18 protein-coding genes and 1 tRNA gene are annotated in these 16,708 nt (G+C 39.1%); 7 read left to right on the forward strand and 12 right to left on the reverse strand.

Features of this window, described 5'->3' with window-relative positions:
* Positions 1–109: 109 nt before the first annotated feature.
* From MOMA_RS00505 to MOMA_RS00525, 5 genes are all read left to right on the forward strand, one after another.
* Entirely contained in the window at positions 110–751 is a 642-nt protein-coding gene (locus tag MOMA_RS00505; protein ID WP_009501228.1) for a glutathione S-transferase N-terminal domain-containing protein, read from the forward strand.
* A 61-nt stretch (positions 752–812) separates the two neighbouring features.
* Positions 813–1,268, forward strand: coding sequence for a ClpXP protease specificity-enhancing factor (locus MOMA_RS00510; protein ID WP_152411741.1), 456 nt, complete (start codon positions 813–815; stop codon positions 1,266–1,268).
* 316 nt (positions 1,269–1,584) lie between these two features.
* Positions 1,585–2,628 (forward strand): ABC transporter substrate-binding protein, encoded by a 1,044-nt coding sequence (locus MOMA_RS00515; RefSeq protein ID WP_009501230.1) that lies wholly within the window; start codon positions 1,585–1,587, stop codon positions 2,626–2,628.
* A 140-nt stretch (positions 2,629–2,768) separates the two neighbouring features.
* Positions 2,769–3,665, forward strand: coding sequence for an ABC transporter permease (locus MOMA_RS00520; RefSeq protein ID WP_009501231.1), 897 nt, complete (start codon positions 2,769–2,771; stop codon positions 3,663–3,665).
* Between the two features lie 23 nt (positions 3,666–3,688).
* On the forward strand, positions 3,689–4,483 hold the full coding sequence (locus MOMA_RS00525; RefSeq protein WP_009501232.1) for an ABC transporter ATP-binding protein: 795 nt from the start codon (positions 3,689–3,691) through the stop codon (positions 4,481–4,483).
* Positions 4,484–4,504: 21 nt separating this feature from the next.
* Here MOMA_RS00525 and MOMA_RS00530 read toward each other — a convergent pair whose 3' ends face one another.
* Entirely contained in the window at positions 4,505–5,677 is a 1,173-nt protein-coding gene (locus tag MOMA_RS00530) for a hypothetical protein (RefSeq protein ID WP_227498076.1), read from the reverse strand.
* 231 nt (positions 5,678–5,908) lie between these two features.
* Between MOMA_RS00530 and MOMA_RS00535 the strand changes: the two genes are divergently transcribed.
* Positions 5,909–6,241 carry a hypothetical protein gene (locus MOMA_RS00535; protein WP_009501234.1) on the forward strand — a complete coding sequence of 111 codons (333 nt, stop codon included), beginning with the start codon at positions 5,909–5,911 and terminating at the stop codon, positions 6,239–6,241.
* Between the two features lie 43 nt (positions 6,242–6,284).
* On the opposite strand, the gene radA is transcribed toward MOMA_RS00535, so the two are convergent.
* From radA to miaA, 8 genes are all read right to left on the reverse strand, one after another.
* A complete protein-coding gene (gene radA, locus MOMA_RS00540; protein ID WP_009501235.1) occupies positions 6,285–7,685 on the reverse strand; it encodes a DNA repair protein RadA in 1,401 nt (466 codons plus the stop codon).
* A 96-nt stretch (positions 7,686–7,781) separates the two neighbouring features.
* Positions 7,782–8,525: an LPS export ABC transporter ATP-binding protein gene (lptB, locus tag MOMA_RS00545; RefSeq protein ID WP_009501236.1), complete on the reverse strand. Its 744-nt coding sequence runs from the start codon at positions 8,523–8,525 to the stop codon at positions 7,782–7,784.
* A gap of 92 nt (positions 8,526–8,617) precedes the next feature.
* On the reverse strand, positions 8,618–9,106 hold the full coding sequence (lptA, locus tag MOMA_RS00550) for a lipopolysaccharide transport periplasmic protein LptA (RefSeq protein ID WP_051012701.1): 489 nt from the start codon (positions 9,104–9,106) through the stop codon (positions 8,618–8,620).
* Between the two features lie 155 nt (positions 9,107–9,261).
* Positions 9,262–9,840, reverse strand: coding sequence for an LPS export ABC transporter periplasmic protein LptC (gene lptC / locus MOMA_RS00555; RefSeq protein WP_009501238.1), 579 nt, complete (start codon positions 9,838–9,840; stop codon positions 9,262–9,264).
* Between the two features lie 49 nt (positions 9,841–9,889).
* Entirely contained in the window at positions 9,890–10,414 is a 525-nt protein-coding gene (locus MOMA_RS00560; protein ID WP_009501239.1) for a KdsC family phosphatase, read from the reverse strand.
* Between the two features lie 60 nt (positions 10,415–10,474).
* The gene (locus MOMA_RS00565; RefSeq protein WP_009501240.1) at positions 10,475–11,464 is read right to left on the reverse strand and encodes a KpsF/GutQ family sugar-phosphate isomerase; all 990 of its coding nucleotides are present in this window, start codon (positions 11,462–11,464) and stop codon (positions 10,475–10,477) included.
* A gap of 305 nt (positions 11,465–11,769) precedes the next feature.
* Positions 11,770–12,318 carry an RNA chaperone Hfq gene (gene hfq, locus MOMA_RS00570; RefSeq protein ID WP_009501241.1) on the reverse strand — a complete coding sequence of 183 codons (549 nt, stop codon included), beginning with the start codon at positions 12,316–12,318 and terminating at the stop codon, positions 11,770–11,772.
* 164 nt (positions 12,319–12,482) lie between these two features.
* The gene (gene miaA, locus MOMA_RS00575; protein ID WP_009501242.1) at positions 12,483–13,436 is read right to left on the reverse strand and encodes a tRNA (adenosine(37)-N6)-dimethylallyltransferase MiaA; all 954 of its coding nucleotides are present in this window, start codon (positions 13,434–13,436) and stop codon (positions 12,483–12,485) included.
* A 192-nt stretch (positions 13,437–13,628) separates the two neighbouring features.
* Between miaA and miaB the strand changes: the two genes are divergently transcribed.
* Positions 13,629–15,107: a tRNA (N6-isopentenyl adenosine(37)-C2)-methylthiotransferase MiaB gene (miaB, locus tag MOMA_RS00580; RefSeq protein WP_009501243.1), complete on the forward strand. Its 1,479-nt coding sequence runs from the start codon at positions 13,629–13,631 to the stop codon at positions 15,105–15,107.
* An 86-nt stretch (positions 15,108–15,193) separates the two neighbouring features.
* Here miaB and MOMA_RS00585 read toward each other — a convergent pair.
* The 3 genes from MOMA_RS00585 to tpiA form a co-directional block, all read right to left on the reverse strand.
* Positions 15,194–15,278 (reverse strand) — tRNA-Leu (locus tag MOMA_RS00585).
* 64 nt (positions 15,279–15,342) lie between these two features.
* Positions 15,343–15,651, reverse strand: a complete 309-nt coding sequence (secG, locus tag MOMA_RS00590) for a preprotein translocase subunit SecG (RefSeq protein WP_009501244.1) — start codon at positions 15,649–15,651, stop codon at positions 15,343–15,345.
* Between the two features lie 44 nt (positions 15,652–15,695).
* Positions 15,696–16,478, reverse strand: a complete 783-nt coding sequence (tpiA, locus tag MOMA_RS00595; protein ID WP_009501245.1) for a triose-phosphate isomerase — start codon at positions 16,476–16,478, stop codon at positions 15,696–15,698.
* Positions 16,479–16,708 lie beyond the last annotated feature (230 nt).

Raw genomic sequence — 16,708 nt, forward strand, 5'->3', positions numbered from 1 at the left:
TTTTTAACAATAACTGACAATAATAATTGATGCTGTAAAAAACTGTCATCAATAATTATCATCAAATGAATTAGGTGCGACGGCTTGGGTTTTGTGCTACAATGGTTTTATGCAATCACTTAAGCAAAACCCACCGAACAAAATTTTACTGTATGCCGATGACGGTTATCTTAGTCATCAGGTACGCTTGGTGTTGCTTGAAAAACAGTTGGATTTTGATGAAATTCATGTACAGCACCATGAACGTTTTACCGAACTTGGTGAAGATTTGGCGGATTTAAACCCATACCACACTTTGCCTATCATGGTTTACCGTGAATTGATTTTATACCAAAACATGGTAATTTTTGAATATTTAGAAGATCGATATCATCAATACAAATTATTGCCCGAAAACCCCACTGAACGTGCCAGTTATCGCCAGTTATTATGGCGGATCAATCACGATTGGATTCAAAAAGCCGATATTTTATTGACCCACCCTGACAGTTTAGATCAAAACTTAGCCAAAAAAACCAAGCATGAATTGACAAATTCACTAACAACCTTAGCACCTTTATTTGTCCACAAACCGTTTTTTTTATCGGATACATTTGGGTTGTGTGATTGTGTTTTAGCCAGCATATTATGCCGACTCAACCAAATGCAAATTCAACTCCCTGTACATTTATGTCGTCCATTGCTACAATATCAACAGCGAATTTTTAGCCGTGATGCTTTTAAAAAAAGCCAATTATTGCTTCAAATTTAGCCAATTTTACCAACAACCAACTTTTTTACCAACAACCAACTTTAAAACTTTTGGAATGATGATGGAAACTATTGATTTAAACAGTCTAACCTCGACCCGCCCTTATATGATTCGTGCTATGTTTGCATGGCTGGAAGATAACAATCTTACGCCGTATATTATGGTTGACACCACACAGCCTAACGTTGTCGTGCCAACAGAATTTATCCAAAACAATCGAATTGTGTTAAGCATTGCCAGTCGATCCACCAACAAATTTCAATTTGATGCTGAATTTATCAATTTTCACGGACGTTTTAGCGGACAATCGCACGAAATTTGGGTGCCCTATTATGCCGTTATCGGTATTTATGCCAAAGAACAAAACAATTTAGGCATGTTTTTTGATCCCGATGAATACGCAGGCCGCATACCAAAAACAGATGACAAAACCGGCGAAAATTTAGCCACAAAAAACCAAGAAAAAACCAAACGCCCGCGCCGTGAAAATACCATGGGCTTAAAAGTGTTAAAATAACTGCGAAAAATCGTAACTTTAAGTAAAAATTTACTATACCTTTGTAAAATAAACTGTTAAAATAATCAGCAAAAACCCTTTATTTATAACTTTTTGTTATATAAAGGGTTTTATCTGTATCAATCGACAAAGCTTATTAATTAAATAAATTAAAGTATTTAATAAAAATTGCTTAAATAAAGATTGATTAAATAAAGATTATTGCAAAACGCACCGCACCGCTTATCTTTTAAGCAAAAAAATTTTAACCAAAAATCAATTTGATAAAAAAATTTGAAAAAAATCAACCATATTGCAATAAAAATTGGAGAAAAACATGTTTCACCCAAATTTACTAAGCAAAAAAATCCAACAAAGTTTGGTTATTGGCAGTGTGTGTTTGGCAAGTTTAATTGGCTGTAGCCAACCTCAAGAAAACAAAACAGTACAAAACGATGACAACACCAAAGTTGCCACAACCGACAGCAAATCTATTGCCATTACCGCAATCGTAGAACACCCTGCTTTGGACGATGTGCGTGCAGGCGTGTTAGAACAGTTAGCAGCCGACGGCTATAAAGAAGGTGAAAACCTAAAAGTCAGCTTTCAATCCGCCCAAGGCAATACCGCCACCGCAGGACAAATCGCCAAACAATTTGTAGCCGATAGCCCTGATGTCATTGTAGCAATTGCCACGCCCTCCGCCCAATCAATGATCGCAGCAACCAGCAACATTCCAGTTGTGTTTTCAGCAGTTACCGATCCTGTAGAAGCAAAACTTATTCCAAGTTGGGAAGCGTCCAATACCAATGTAACCGGTGCATCGGATATTTTACCACTTGAACCACAAATTGAATTGATGAAAAAGGTGATACCAACCGTCAAAAACATAGGCTATGTGTACAGCCCAGGCGAGGTTAATTCAACGGTTGTATTAAAACAGTTGCAAGAAAAACTTAAACCAATGAACATCAATGTCATAGCAGCTCCTGCCCAACGCTCAACCGATATTGTGCAAGCAGCCAGAAGCCTGCAAGGTAAAGTGGATTTAATTTATACATCGCTTGACAACAATGTTGTTTCTGCTTATGAGGCTTTATACCAAGCCGCCAAAGAAATTAAAGTTCCGCTCATTGCTTCAGACACAGGCTCTGTATCGCGTGGGGCGGTAGCAGCCTTAGGTGTGAATTACAAAACCTTAGGGCAAGAAACAGGCAAAATCGTTACGCGCGTGCTAAAAGGAGAAAAAGCAGGCAGTATTAAGCCCATTACTCTACAAAATTTGGATTTGGTGATTAGTCCAAAACACGCCGAAGAAGTTGGCATTACCTTGCCTGATGCACTGGTAAAAGAAGCTTCAATTGTTGAACCAACCAAATAAGCGTAAAAATGAAACAAAATAAACAACTCTGTTATTATTTTTCAAACCAAGCGGTGAGTATTCCTGCTTGGTTTACCGTAACTCCTGATTGCTTGCTAGATTAATTAGTATGCCTTAATTTTTATTGATGTGATATTACTATGTCGTTAATTGCTTTTTTTGGTGCATTAGAAAGTGGTTTAATTTATGCACTGGTCGCCTTAGGCGTTTATATTTCTTTTCGTGTGTTAGACTTTCCTGACTTGACGGCTGATGGCAGCTTTCCATTGGGTGGTGCGGTGGCCGGAATTTCTATTGTTGCAGGCTTTAATCCTTGGCTTGCTTGTATTTTTGGCATGTTGGCAGGCAGTTTGGCAGGAATCGTAACTGCTTGGTTACATGTTAAGCTCGGTATTTTGCAATTACTTGCCAGTATTTTGGTGATGGTTGCCCTCTACTCGGTCAATCTGCGCATCATGCAAGCCCCTAATTTACCACTCCTTGGTGAGCCAACCGTATTTATGGGATTTGTTAATGATAGCAACGGTTTTTGGATGCGTTGCGTGGTGATTGGTGGCGTGGTGATTTTGGCAAAATTGTTTTTGGATTGGTTTTTTAGTACCGAAACAGGGTTAGCCATGCAAGCCACAGGTTCAAATTTAAAAATGTCGCAAGCCCAAGGCATTCATACCTCGCGCATGACAATTGTCGGTATGGCAATTTCCAATGCACTGATTGCATTGGCAGGAGCATTGTTTGTACAAACTCAAGGCGGTGCAGATATTTCCATTGGTGTTGGTACAATTGTCATAGGTTTGGCCGCTGTGATTATTGGCGAAACAATTTTACCATCAAAACGCATGTTATTTATCACGCTGTCGGTGCTGATCGGCGCAATTTTATACAAGTTATTTATCCAAATTGCCCTATCCAGCGATACACTGCGCAGCATTGGTTTTGGGCCACAAGACTTAAATTTGGTTACCGCCTTGTTGGTTATCATTGCGTTAATTTTGCCAAAAATCAAAAGCAATTTGTTAAAAAAACGCCGCCTATAAACGCAAACTTAAGGAACAACACTATGATGCAAGCCGAAAACCTGCGTTTGACTTTTAACGCTGGCACGCCGATCGAAAATCCAGCTTTGCGTGGCATTAGTTTACGCATTGAAGAGGGCGAATTTGTTACCGTTATTGGAACAAATGGAGCAGGAAAATCCACTTTTTTAAACACCATAGCAGGCACATTGCGAGTAGACAGTGGCAAAATCTTATTAAACGGCGTCGATGTTACCAAAAAATCCGCCCACCAACGTGCCGATCGTGTCGCTCGTGTCTTTCAAGATCCAATGGCTGGCACTTGCGAGGGCTTAACCATTGAAGAAAATATGGCATTGGCTTACAAACGAGGCGAAAGCCGCTTTTTAACAAGAGCCTTAAACCACAAAAACCGTGAAATTTTTAAAGAAAAATTGGCAATTTTAAAACTTGGTTTAGAAAATCGTCTTACCGATCGCATGGGTTTATTATCAGGCGGACAACGCCAAGCGGTCAGTCTGCTTATGGCAAGTTTAAAGCCCTCTAAGATTTTATTATTAGACGAACATACCGCCGCCCTTGATCCAAAAACCGCCAATTTTGTACTGGAACTGACTGATAAAATCGTGCATGACAATAACCTAACCACCATGATGGTTACGCACTCTATGCAACAAGCCCTAACTCACGGCACACGCACGGTCATGTTGCACCAAGGACAAGTTGTACTAGACGTATCTGGCGATGAACGCAAAGGCATGAGTGTGCATGATTTATTGGATATGTTTGAAAAAACCCGCGGTGAAGTTATTGAAGATGACAGCTTAATTTTAAGTTAAGTTTTATTTTACACAATATTTTTAACGGTGGCGGTTTTGGAACAATTTAATTGGCAAAAATTTTCCAAAACGTCGCAACAGTTGATAAATTAATGCCACTAAAATCATCACAAAAATCAAATTTAACAACCATTTTGGCAAGCCTTGATGGTTATCACCTTGATAACCATTATTTTGACAATCACCACCTTGACAACCATTGTTTTGACAATCATCAATTGAGATTGCCTGTTGGGTTACTTGTTTTTTGCCAGGCTTCCATGTTAATAACCGCTGATGGCCGTGGTATTTTGCCAATAAAGCCAACATTTGTTCGTAATTTTTTAGATAGTTTTTCACATACAACAATGCTTCATAGTCATTTCGCAGGCCGATCACCTCGCTATGCCTGTTTTTTTTATCACTAATCATCAAGGCATAAATACTGCCTTGTTGCAAACGTTTTTGGGCAATGATTGCATCAATGTTACCAATCAATGCCGAATCTTGCAAAATTAAATGACAATTATAATCGTTATATTTATTAACATCTACCGACACTCGCATAAGTTTACGGCGACTTGGTTGCAGTTGTTTACTGATATATAACGCACTGATAATATAGCTTTTGTGCGTCTTTGATACGGGTGAATGCAAACTAACCAATTCTGAATTGTGATTTAAGCGGTATTTTAGTACTCTTTTTGGCTTTGCTTTGTTGGCATTTGATGTTGTAACAGCGGGCGGTGCAACAGTGGACTGTAAATCTTGACTTGGTGTTTTTGCCAAAAACGGCTCGTGATCCAAAAAATCATGCTGATTTTGGTAATCAAGGTATAGTTGCTTGGCTTGTTTGCATTGTTCTTCAGTTACCGCCCATGCCAATTGTTTGTGGTATTCTAGCAACCAAACGGTGATAATTTTGCCAATATTGTCATTGCGCAAGGCCACAAAACACTGTTCATCTTTAGGGCTATAAAACAACAAAGATTGGCGGTTTAAACCTGGAATTCTACCAATATTTAGCATGCCACCATTGTCTAGCAAATGGGTTAATGCCACAGTGGTCATTTGGGTGCGTTGGCGTAGGCGTTTTACCGCGTGTTTGGATAAATAGCTAAAATGCCCTGCGGTTTTGACTTTTTTGAATATCTGATCTTCGCGACGCTGATGTATGGCGTGTCGCATACGTTTTTTTTGATTTTTTTTTGACATAATTTTTGCCCTGTTCATTTTCATTGCTTTTATTTTTTTGATAAATCCTGTCATTTTTTAAGCTATCTTTTTATTATACCCTAGATTTTGCAAAAAAAGTTAACATAATTTGCCTAATTTTTTACAGATTTTTTATACACTTTTTTGGCAAAATTTGGCATAATAATTTGATTGATTTTGGTTATTTATTTTTTTTAATAATTTGCTAATAATTTGCTTAAGGAATTTTTTATGGTTGATTTAAAATCTTTATTTGTCAAAGCAGTTGAAGATAAAACATTGGACGTCAATGAATATATTTTTATGCCTGAACGCGTGGATATGATGATCCAAGATGGGCGATTAAGCTGTGTGCTAAACAGTAACGGTAAAGTGGATTTTATTTATCATAAAAATGGCATTACTGAGGTGCGTTCAGGTCTGCGCAAAAGTCCGTTTACATCATTTCGCAATGAGCTTCATTATGGGGTGTATGATGATGTTGTAGATGAAGTGATCGAGGCGGTAGAAAAAATCATTAACAGCCAGTCAAAATATTTTAATTTTGCAACAGACAATGGCTAATTTTTAAACAGTTTCTTTAAAAAACTTTAAAAATGAAAACACTTTAAAAATCAAACGCTTTGTAAATTGCTTCTTCTAAGCGTTCTACACCGATAATCGTTAAACCTGCAAACTGCTCCAAATGTGCTTTTGGAGCATTGGCTTTTGGTATGATTGCATGGGTAAAACCGTGCTTTATCGCTTCTTTTAAGCGTTCTTGTCCATTTGGTATGGGACGAATTTCTCCAGACAGCCCCACTTCACCAAACACCGCCAAGGTATAAGGCAACGGCTTTTCTTTAATACTGGAAGCACAAGCAAGCAATACCGCCAAATCCGATCCTGTTTCCAATACTTTCACGCCGCCAACCACATTGACATAAACATCTTGGCCGCTTGTATGAATACCACCATGACGGTGCATAACTGCCAAAAGCATAGCCAAACGTTGATAGTCAAGTCCAATTGCCATGCGCCTTGGTTGCCCTTGAGCATCATCTACCAAGGCCTGTACTTCCACAAGCAACGGCCGCGTCCCTTCTCGACTCACCATCACAACCGATCCTGCAATGGGCTTATCGTATCGACTTAAAAAAATCGCTGAAGGGTTGGCAACTTCTTTTAAACCCACATCAGTCATCGCAAAAATACCCAGTTCGTTCACCGCTCCAAAACGGTTTTTTACCGCTCGTATCATGCGAAAACGACTGTCCGATTGCCCCTCAAAATACAGCACGGTATCCACCATATGTTCAAGCACTCTAGGCCCTGCCAATGCTCCTTCTTTGGTAACATGCCCCACCAAAAAAAGTGCCGTGCCTGTTTGTTTGGCATAACGGGTCAAAATCGCTGCCGACTCGCGGATTTGGCTTACCCCTCCTGGTGCTGATTGAATGGCTTCTGTGTAGAGGGTTTGGATAGAATCTATCACAGCAACAGCGGGCTGCTCTTGGGTTAACGCATGACAAATGGTCTCCACATTGGTTTCTGCCAATACTTTAAGCGAACCATTTGATAGGCCTAAGCGTCCAGCTCGCATAGCAACCTGTGATAAGCTCTCTTCACCAGTTACATACAAGGCACTGCCTGCAAGACTTACGTTTTCAGCCATATGAATCGCAGTTTGCAATAAAATTGTGGATTTACCAATGCCCGGATCGCCACCAATTAACACCACAGAACCCGCCACCAAACCACCACCAAGCACACGATCAAACTCGCCGATGCCTGTTGAAAGCCGAGTATCAAAAGTCATCTGTACTGCATGAAGTGGTATGACCGCGGATTGCTCTCCTGCGTAGTTTTTAGCCTTGGTTTTGCCTGTGGTTTTATGGTGAGGCATGGCAGTAACACTGGGAGCTTCAGTGAGTGAATTCCATTCACCACAATCGCTGCATTGCCCTGACCATTTGCCAAAGTGCATACCACAGTTTTGACAGACGTAATTGGTTTTTACTTTTGCCATTTTTTAACTCAATTGTTTTTCAATTATCTGATTGTTTAAGCCATCTTATTTATGTAAGGTTTATACTTAACCCAATTATCACTTAATCCATATCAATCACACCACAAAATCCTCGCCCAAATACACTTTTTTCACCAATTCATTTTGCAAAATATCATCAGGCGTGCCATCAGCAATAATCATACCTTCAGACACAATGTAGGCTTTTTCACAAATTGCCAATGTTTCTCGCACATTATGATCAGTGATTAACACCCCAATGCCACGATTTTTTAGCTTGGTAATTATATCCATAATATCACCAACCGAAATTGGATCAACCCCAGCAAACGGTTCATCAAGCAAAATAAACTTTGGATTACCGGCCAAACAACGTGCAATTTCACAGCGACGCCTCTCACCACCTGACACACTCATGCCAAGCGAATGACGCACATGAGTTAAATGAAATTCAGCAATAAGACTTTCTAAAGTTTGGCGTTTGGCAATTTTATCAAGGTCGCGACGCGTTTGCAAAATTGCCAAAATATTTTGTTCAATGCTTAATTTGCGAAAAATAGACGCTTCTTGTGGCAAATAACCAATACCCACTTTGGCTCTTTCGTGCATAGCAAGCGATGAAATATCCCTTTCCCCCAACTGGATTTGCCCTTTATCCATATCAACCAATCCTACCACCATATAAAAACTGGTAGTTTTGCCTGCACCGTTTGGACCGAGTAAACCCACAACTTGCCCACTTTCCACCGAAAAAGACACATCTTTTACCACCCAACGCTTGCTGTAACGCTTAGCAAGGTGTTTCATCACAAGATGTTCATGCAAGGCATTGACAGACATAGTTTTCCTTTTTTGGTTTGGTTATGGATAAATTTTATCACAATGCTTTTTATTAACAGCGTTTTTTATAACAGCGTTTTTTATAACAGTGCTTAGCGTACGCCCACACGATTGCTCTCTTGTGGCGGAAATACCAACTCTACGCGTTGTTTTGCACTTGATGTGGCTTCTACATCGCCCACTTTTAGGCTATAGCGAATGATGTTGCCTGAAAAACTTGCACCATTTTGGCTTAAACGTGCATTGCCTGTCAAGGTAACAATGCCTGTTTTGACATTGTACTCAATGCGGCCAGCCTGCCCTTTTGCCAGGCCTTTTTCTTTACTCACCATTTGTTGAATGCTTGCAGGATTTCCGATTGCAATTGCACTTTCAATCGCTCGCTTAGGTGATAAATTAACCGATAAATTTTGAGCATTGATTTTTAACGTCCCTTGCGTAATGCTAACATTGCCCGAATAAGTGGCTTTGCCCGTACTTTCGCTGTAAGTGGCTTTATCCGCCAATAGCCGAATCGGCTCGTTAACATCAGAAGGCAGAGCAAAACTTGACACGCTTTGCCCCAATAACATCACCGTCATACCAATTTGCACGGTTTTTTTGGCAGTTTTTTTAATGATAAATTGGTTGACAATGTGGTTAACAAATTGGTTAACAAATTGATTAACAATGTGTTTAATAATTAACATAAAACCCAACGCCTGTTGTTAAAATTTTGATATTTTTTCATATTGGTTTAATTGTTTTGATTAGGCAAAAAAGTCATTTCAACCTTGTCAAATTGATACTCTCCTGTCGCAATATTACCAAACATTTTTTGAGCATTAAAAACATTGCCAGCTTGGTTGACTTGTACTTTGTGATCACTCATCACTTGCTTGGTTTTTAAATTACCCAACATTTGTTCGGTCGTAAACCAAATAGGCTGTGATGATGGGTTCGAGCTGTTTGATGGATTTTGCCAATTAACCACCATCACACGATTTGTTAGCCGAACAATTTGTTGCACTTCATCTAAAGTCGCTTGCCCTGCGGTGATCTTAGCTGTTTTATTTGCTTGGTTATAAAGGGTGATTGTAGGTTTATCCAATACAGCAAAACGCGTATTTTGATAATGAGTAACGCCATCTGCCGTCATGCGATAACTAACCGCCCCTGTGGCATCGGTTTGCACCGCTTCAATTTTGCCAGCTTCATAATCAATATCAGACGCTTTAAGCTCCAAAGTGGCAAGTGAACTGTCGCTGCTTTGGTAAAAATACCCTGCAATCGCAATGCACATTAACCCCAAAATCAGCAACGTTTTAGTGGACATAGTTTGCCTTTTTCACAAATTTTAGTTGTCATTAAACCACTTAAAAACATTAATCTGCGTATTTTGCCAACATTTTATCATAATTATCCGTGGCTTTTAAAATAATATCACACACCTCTCGCACCGCCCCTTCGCCACCGTTACGCGTGGTTATCATATCCACACGTTTAATCACCTCACTGTGTGCATTTGGTACGGTTGCAGCAAAACCCACCGCTTGCAAGGCTTTAATATCAGGCAAATCATCGCCCATATAGGCACATTCTGTCAAGCCAATGTTTAGATTTTCTAACAACTCGCTTAAGGCAACGATTTTATCTTCACGTCCTTGCACCAAAAAATCAACCCCCAGTTCTTTGGCACGATTGGCAACAATTTGGCTGTTTCGCCCTGTAATAATCGCAATTTTAATACCAAATTCTTGCAAACGCTTCATACCAAAACCATCTTGCACATTAAAAGTTTTGGTTTCTACGCCATTGGCATCATAAATAATCTGTCCATTAGACAATACACCGTCCACATCTAACACCAACATCTTGATATTTCTGGCTTTTTTTAATAAACTTTGCATCTTTTTTTCCAATTTTTATAAAATTTAGTTACAATAAAATTTAGTTATACTTAATAAAATCTACTTTAACCCAGCTTGTAATAAATCGTGCAAACCAATAATCCCTGCCAAGGTTTTGTCTTGATTTAACACCAACAACTGATTCACTTTTTGTTCGTTCATTTGGGTGAGTGCATCAGATGCGCGCAGACTTGGATCAATGTGTTTTGGATTTTTGGTCATAATCTTAGCAATTCCAGTTGTCAGCGTAATATTTTTTGCCAATGCTCGGCGCAAATCCCCATCGGTAAACACGCCCACCACTTGATTTTGTTCATTGACAATCACAGTAATACCAAGCCGTCCGCCAGTCATGCTAAACAAAGCCTGTTTTAAAGTTACATTTTTAGCAATTATCGGCAGATCTTTAGCGTGCATCATATCACTAACACGCGTTAACAAACGTTTCCCCAATGCCCCTGCAGGGTGCGACAAGGCAAAATCATCTAAGGTAAAATTTTTGCTATGCACCAAGGCTACCGCCAAGGCATCGCCCAACGCCAGTGTTGCAGTGGTACTGGAAGTTGGAGCAAGTCCAAGCGGACAGGCTTCGTTAGACTTACCCAAGGTTAAAGCAACTGTGGCAGATTGTGGCAAAATACCTTGTTTAGTACGACTAATACTAATCAGTGGAATATTAAGTTTTTCTACAACAGGCAATAAAGTGCGAATCTCGTCCGATTGCCCTGAATTAGAAATTGCCACCAACACATCGCCCTTCACCAACATACCCAAATCACCATGCCCTCCTTCTGCAGGGTGCATAAAAAATGACGGCGTACCTGTAGATGCAAACGTAGCGGCAATTTTGCGGCCGATATGTCCTGATTTGCCCATACCCGTAACCACCACTCTTCCTTGGCAATTTTCCAACAACTCGCAAGCAGTAACAAACCTATCATCAAGCTCCTCTATCAGCACTTGCAAGGCGTGGCGTTCGGTTTCGATCGCTTCTTTGGCGTATGTTAAATAGTCAATGGCTTTGGGGGTTGTTTGGGTGGTTTGATTCATGATGCACCTATTTTTAGGGCTATTTTTGGTTGATTTTGCATGGTTTTAGCAAAAATAGCGAAAATAAATTTTTATCATAGCTTAACTTAACAAGTTATTCAGTAGTTTATTTGTCAAAATTTGTTAAAATTTTTATGTAGAAATACTTAACTAAGGTTTTTTATGACGTTTTATTAAAAACATCGTTATTAGAAAAATACCAAAAAAGAAAAACAAATAAAAAACCGAGCCTAAGCCCAGTTCTTTTTATTAACTTTATCTTCAAACATTGGTTAAAAAACTTGGTTTAACTGTTGGTTTTATCATCAACTTTTTTCATCATCATTGTCAAAATCTTGCTCATCGCTTTCAAATTCGTTTGATTTTTGAACATCAAATCCGCTCGTTTCAAAACCACGTTCACCAAAACCACTGCGATCAAAACCCACATTGCCAAAACTGCGTTGCTCTTTGTCAAAACCATTATCAAAACCATTGGCATTGCTATCAAAACCACCAAAACCACGTTCACTGCGATTGTTGGCAAAACTTGGTGTGCGACTGGTAACCGTGCCAAAACCACCACGCGATACACCGCCATATTGTGGCGATTCAAAACCTGTGGGGCGTTCAAAACCCATGCTGCTTGGAGGCATTTCACCTGTGGTGCGAGGGTTTCGAACAGGGACAACCGTTGAAATGGCGTGTTTATAAACCATTTGGCTAACGGTATTTTTTAACAAAACAACGTATTGATCAAAAGATTCAATATGACCTTGTAATTTTATGCCATTTACCAAAAAAATCGAAACAGGAATGCGATCTTTGCGCAAAGAATTCAAAAAAGGATCTTGTAAGGTTTGGCCTTTTGACATAGTGAGTTCTCCGAAATTTTGTCAAGTTTCTGCAAAATTTGTTATTGTAACAATATTTTTTACTGTAAATATTTGTTATTGTAAATAAAGAAAAAAAATTGAACTTTAGCTGTTTATATTGTAGCGAATTTATATTGTAGCGAAAATAAAAAAATTTATAACGTTTATAACAGTTTTGTAATTTCATTTACGCTAAAAAATTGTTGTAAATTATGCTGTTCATGCAGTTTTTTTGTGTTTAATAATTTTCGCATCCATGTATATTGGCGTTTTGCTAACTGTCTTGTTGCATATAATGCCTGATTTTGCATGGCTTGTCTAGCATGAATTGTGTTTTCATTGGGGTTTTTTGCAATTTTTTGTAAAAAATCCCACGCTTGACGATAGCCCACGCATCGCATAGAAGGCATATCGGCGTGTAATTGGTAATTTTCTTGTAAAGCAATCACCTCTTGTAAAAACCCCTGCCGCCACATCATATCAAGGCGCAGGGCAATTTTATCGTGCAGCCACGCACGATCAGGCATGACACAATAAATCGACCACTGTTGGTTAGGATTGTCCGCCAAAGCAATGTTGGGTTGCTGTTGCCACTGGCTTAACGGCTTGCCCGTTTGTAAAAAAACCTCCACCGCTCGTCCAATCCTCTGTGTGTCGGTTGGAAAAAATTTATTTGCCAACACCGGATCATGCTGCGCCAAAAACGCATGCACTTGTTCAATGCCTTGATTGGCAATCATGGTTTGCACGATTTTTCTGGTTTCGGACAATGTAGCAGGAATATCGGCAATGCCATCTAAAATTGCCATGTAATACATCATCGTACCGCCAACAAGCAGCGGAATTTTACCATTTTTATGGGCAAATTCAATGCTTTTTTGTACATCATTAACAAATTGTGCAACACTGTATGTTTCGTCAGGATTAATAATATTGACCAAATCATGTGGGTATTTGGCAAGTTCATCTTGAGTGGGTTTTGCCGTGCCTATGTTCATATCGCGGTAAATTAAGGCACTGTCAACCGAAATAAGATGATATCGCCCTGTATCATACAACTCATAAGCCAAGGCGGTTTTGCCACTGGCCGTTGGGGCAATAAGACAAATAACTTGCATAATACAACCTTTCGTTAGTAAAAACTTTATTCTGATAAAACAATTAATAATAAAAAATTAATAATAAAACAATTTGTGATAAAACACGATGATCCATTTTAAGTATAGCATAATGACAATGATATATAAATTTGTTATAATATTAGGTTAGGTAAAATTTACAATCAAAATTTACAATCAATAGGTAAGCTCATGACCGTCGCTGTTTTTGATCCAAAAACCGTCCAATCCAATGTTACAAAAAACAATCTTGCAAAAAACAATTTTACAACAAGCAACATTGATAATGTGAAAAGTACGCAACCAAAAACCAAAAAAGTGTTCATTGAAACTCAAGGTTGCCAAATGAACGTTTACGACTCCGAAAAAATGGCCGATGTATTGGGTGATAGTCATGGCATGATTGTTACCGATAATATTGACGAAGCAGATGTTTTGATTATGAACACCTGTTCTATCCGCGAAAAAGCCCAAGAAAAGGTATTTAGCCAATTAGGCCGATGGCGAAAATTAAAAGAAAAAAACCCTGAATTGATCATTGGTGTCGGTGGCTGTGTGGCATCACAAGAAGGTGATAATATCCAAGCACGTGCCCCTTATGTTGACATGGTATTTGGCCCTCAGACTCTGCACCGCCTACCTGAATTGTACGAAAAATCTCAATCCCAAAGCAAGGTAAAACCTAAAAACCGCATCGGCGTGGTCGATGTGTCATTTCCAAGCATTGAAAAGTTTGACTTTTTGCCAGAACCAAAAGTCCAAGGCTTTAAAGCATTTGTGTCCATTATGGAGGGCTGTTCAAAATATTGCTCATTTTGCGTTGTGCCGTATACGCGTGGCGAAGAAATTTCTCGTCCGCTTGATGATGTGCTTGCTGAGATTGACACTTTGGCCGAGCAAGGGGTGCGCGAAATTAATCTGTTGGGGCAAAATGTCAATGGCTATCGAGGCGAAAAAGCAGATGGCACAATTTGTCGCTTTAGTGAGTTATTGCACTATGTATCACACGTTGATGGCATTGACCGCATCCGCTTTACCACCAGTCATCCGCTAGAATTTACCGATGATATTATTGATGCCTATGCCAAAATTCCAAAACTTGTCAACCACCTACATCTGCCTGTACAAAGTGGTTCAAATCGCATTTTGCAGGCAATGAAACGCAACCACACCATTGATATTTATATCAACCAAATCAATAAGTTACGCTCTGTGCGTCCTGATATTTTATTGTCAAGCGATTTTATCATAGGCTTTCCAAACGAAACCGATGAAGATTTTAATGACACGCTACAATTAGCCAAAGATTTAGACTTTGATCATTCATACAGTTTTATCTATTCTAAACGCCCTGGCACGCCTGCTTCTGATTTGGTTGACAATGTAGATTTGGCAACCAAAAAAGAGCGCCTTGCCACCTTTCAGCAGGTTATTTTAGACAGCACTTTTGCAAAAACGCGTGCAATGATTGGCACAATTGTCTCTGTGCTTGTAGAAGAAAAATCAGATCGCATGACAGGCTATTTACATGCTACGGCAGAAAATACGCGTTCCGTGGTATTCATTGGCTCTGACGCATTGCTCGGTAAATTTGTCAATGTAAAAATCACCGAATTTATTGGCCCACACATGGTAAAAGGTGAATTTGTAAGCGTGATTGATGAAGTTTGATTGGTTATGAAATGGTAAGACAATCTGGGTAAGACAATACCAAATTATTGTTGATATTATTGTTGATTATTGTTGTTGACTATTGTTGGTGCGAACGGAGGGACTTGAACCCTCACGCCGTGAAGCACTACCCCCTCAAGATAGCGTGTCTACCAATTCCACCACGTTCGCAAAATTAGGATATTCTAGCATAACTTATCAAAATAGCAAGACTTAAATTTATAATTTTGTAGGTTTATTTTGTAGGTGCGGTATGAGCAGGTGCTGTGGTTGTCGGTAAACCACTGACATCAAGTGTGTGGTTATCAATCGCTTGTTGTTTGGCAAACACAGCAAGCGTAATGCTCGTAACAAAAAAAATCGCCGTTAGCACCGCCGTACTTCTGGTTAAAAAATTTGCTGAACCTGATGCTCCAAACACCGTACCTGATGCTCCTGCTCCAAACGAAGCCCCAGCATCCGCTCCTTTGCCATGTTGGATTAAAATCAAGCCAATCATCACAATCGCAACAACAATATGAATGGTTAAAATAATTGAATACATAATGCTCTCAAACTAAATACTTGCAAACAAATTTATTAGCCAACTTAAAACGCATCAACAATTTGACAAAAACTCTGTGCCTTTAACGATGCTCCACCGACCAACACACCGCTTACCAAGGGTATTTTTGCCAAATCATCGGCATTTTTATCATTGACACTACCGCCGTATAAAATCGGCATATTCAATCCCAACTCTGTTAAAGTTTTATCAATAAAATCATGCACTTGTGTAATTTCATCTATGGTTGGCGTTAAGCCTGTGCCAATCGCCCAAATCGGCTCATAAGCCACTAAAATTTTTGGCAACCCTGCATCATTTGGTGGCAAATTAACCACAGCCAAACTTTGTAATTGTTGTTTTAGCACATCAAGTGTTTGTTTGGCATGATATTGTTCAAGGCTTTCACCAATGCAAAAAATCACTTGTAAATCCGCCTGTAGTGCACAATTCAGTTTTTGCATCAGCACATCATCAGTTTCACCATAATACTGACGGCGTTCTGAATGCCCAATAATAACAGTTTTTACCCCTAAGTCTTTTAACATCAACGCAGAAATCTCCCCTGTAAACGCTCCTGTTTCAGCATGATTGGCACAGACGTTTTGAGCAGAAACCACAATCGGTAATTCAGAATTATTAACAAAATCAATCACTTGATTTAAATGCAGAAAACTTGGAGCAAGCACCACATGCGTGTGATTGGTTTTTTTAGGCAAATTTTGGTGCAATGCTTGCATTAAGGCTGTAACTTGTGTTGAAGCTACAGGATTCATTTTCCAGTTTGCCACAACCCATGTTTGTTTGGCACGATTAAGTTGATTCATACATCACCCAAGCTATGGTTCATTGCGATGGTTAACTACTTATGGTTAACTTTATTGATTTTATGTTAAAAAAACGTCTTATTATAGCACGTTTTTATGAAAAATATGGCAAAATTTTATCCAGTGCCTAAAATATTCAAGGTATAAAATATTCAAACCAAATAAAAAACCCTTTAGCAACCATTTTAACGATCATTAAAGGATTTTTGTAGCCTGGCTATTTTGTAGCT

It is taken from the genome of Moraxella macacae 0408225, assembly GCF_000320365.1.
In the GTDB taxonomy this organism is placed as follows: domain Bacteria; phylum Pseudomonadota; class Gammaproteobacteria; order Pseudomonadales; family Moraxellaceae; genus Faucicola; species Faucicola macacae.

Excerpts from the sequence above, each read along its gene's own strand:
- MOMA_RS00505 (WP_009501228.1), top strand. The coding sequence starts at position 110 with ATGCAATCACTTAAGCAAAACCCACCGAACAAAATTTTACTGTATGCC.
- MOMA_RS00510 (WP_152411741.1), top strand. The coding sequence starts at position 813 with ATGGAAACTATTGATTTAAACAGTCTAACCTCGACCCGCCCTTATATG.
- MOMA_RS00515 (WP_009501230.1), top strand. The coding sequence starts at position 1,585 with ATGTTTCACCCAAATTTACTAAGCAAAAAAATCCAACAAAGTTTGGTT.
- MOMA_RS00520 (WP_009501231.1), top strand. The coding sequence starts at position 2,769 with ATGTCGTTAATTGCTTTTTTTGGTGCATTAGAAAGTGGTTTAATTTAT.
- MOMA_RS00525 (WP_009501232.1), top strand. The coding sequence starts at position 3,689 with ATGATGCAAGCCGAAAACCTGCGTTTGACTTTTAACGCTGGCACGCCG.
- MOMA_RS00530 (WP_227498076.1), bottom strand. The coding sequence starts at position 5,677 with ATGTCAAAAAAAAATCAAAAAAAACGTATGCGACACGCCATACATCAG.
- MOMA_RS00535 (WP_009501234.1), top strand. The coding sequence starts at position 5,909 with ATGGTTGATTTAAAATCTTTATTTGTCAAAGCAGTTGAAGATAAAACA.
- radA (WP_009501235.1), bottom strand. The coding sequence starts at position 7,685 with ATGGCAAAAGTAAAAACCAATTACGTCTGTCAAAACTGTGGTATGCAC.
- lptB (WP_009501236.1), bottom strand. The coding sequence starts at position 8,525 with ATGTCTGTCAATGCCTTGCATGAACATCTTGTGATGAAACACCTTGCT.
- lptA (WP_051012701.1), bottom strand. The coding sequence starts at position 9,106 with ATGACGGTGATGTTATTGGGGCAAAGCGTGTCAAGTTTTGCTCTGCCT.
- lptC (WP_009501238.1), bottom strand. The coding sequence starts at position 9,840 with ATGTCCACTAAAACGTTGCTGATTTTGGGGTTAATGTGCATTGCGATT.
- MOMA_RS00560 (WP_009501239.1), bottom strand. The coding sequence starts at position 10,414 with ATGCAAAGTTTATTAAAAAAAGCCAGAAATATCAAGATGTTGGTGTTA.
- MOMA_RS00565 (WP_009501240.1), bottom strand. The coding sequence starts at position 11,464 with ATGAATCAAACCACCCAAACAACCCCCAAAGCCATTGACTATTTAACA.
- hfq (WP_009501241.1), bottom strand. The coding sequence starts at position 12,318 with ATGTCAAAAGGCCAAACCTTACAAGATCCTTTTTTGAATTCTTTGCGC.
- miaA (WP_009501242.1), bottom strand. The coding sequence starts at position 13,436 with ATGCAAGTTATTTGTCTTATTGCCCCAACGGCCAGTGGCAAAACCGCC.
- miaB (WP_009501243.1), top strand. The coding sequence starts at position 13,629 with ATGACCGTCGCTGTTTTTGATCCAAAAACCGTCCAATCCAATGTTACA.
- secG (WP_009501244.1), bottom strand. The coding sequence starts at position 15,651 with ATGTATTCAATTATTTTAACCATTCATATTGTTGTTGCGATTGTGATG.
- tpiA (WP_009501245.1), bottom strand. The coding sequence starts at position 16,478 with ATGAATCAACTTAATCGTGCCAAACAAACATGGGTTGTGGCAAACTGG.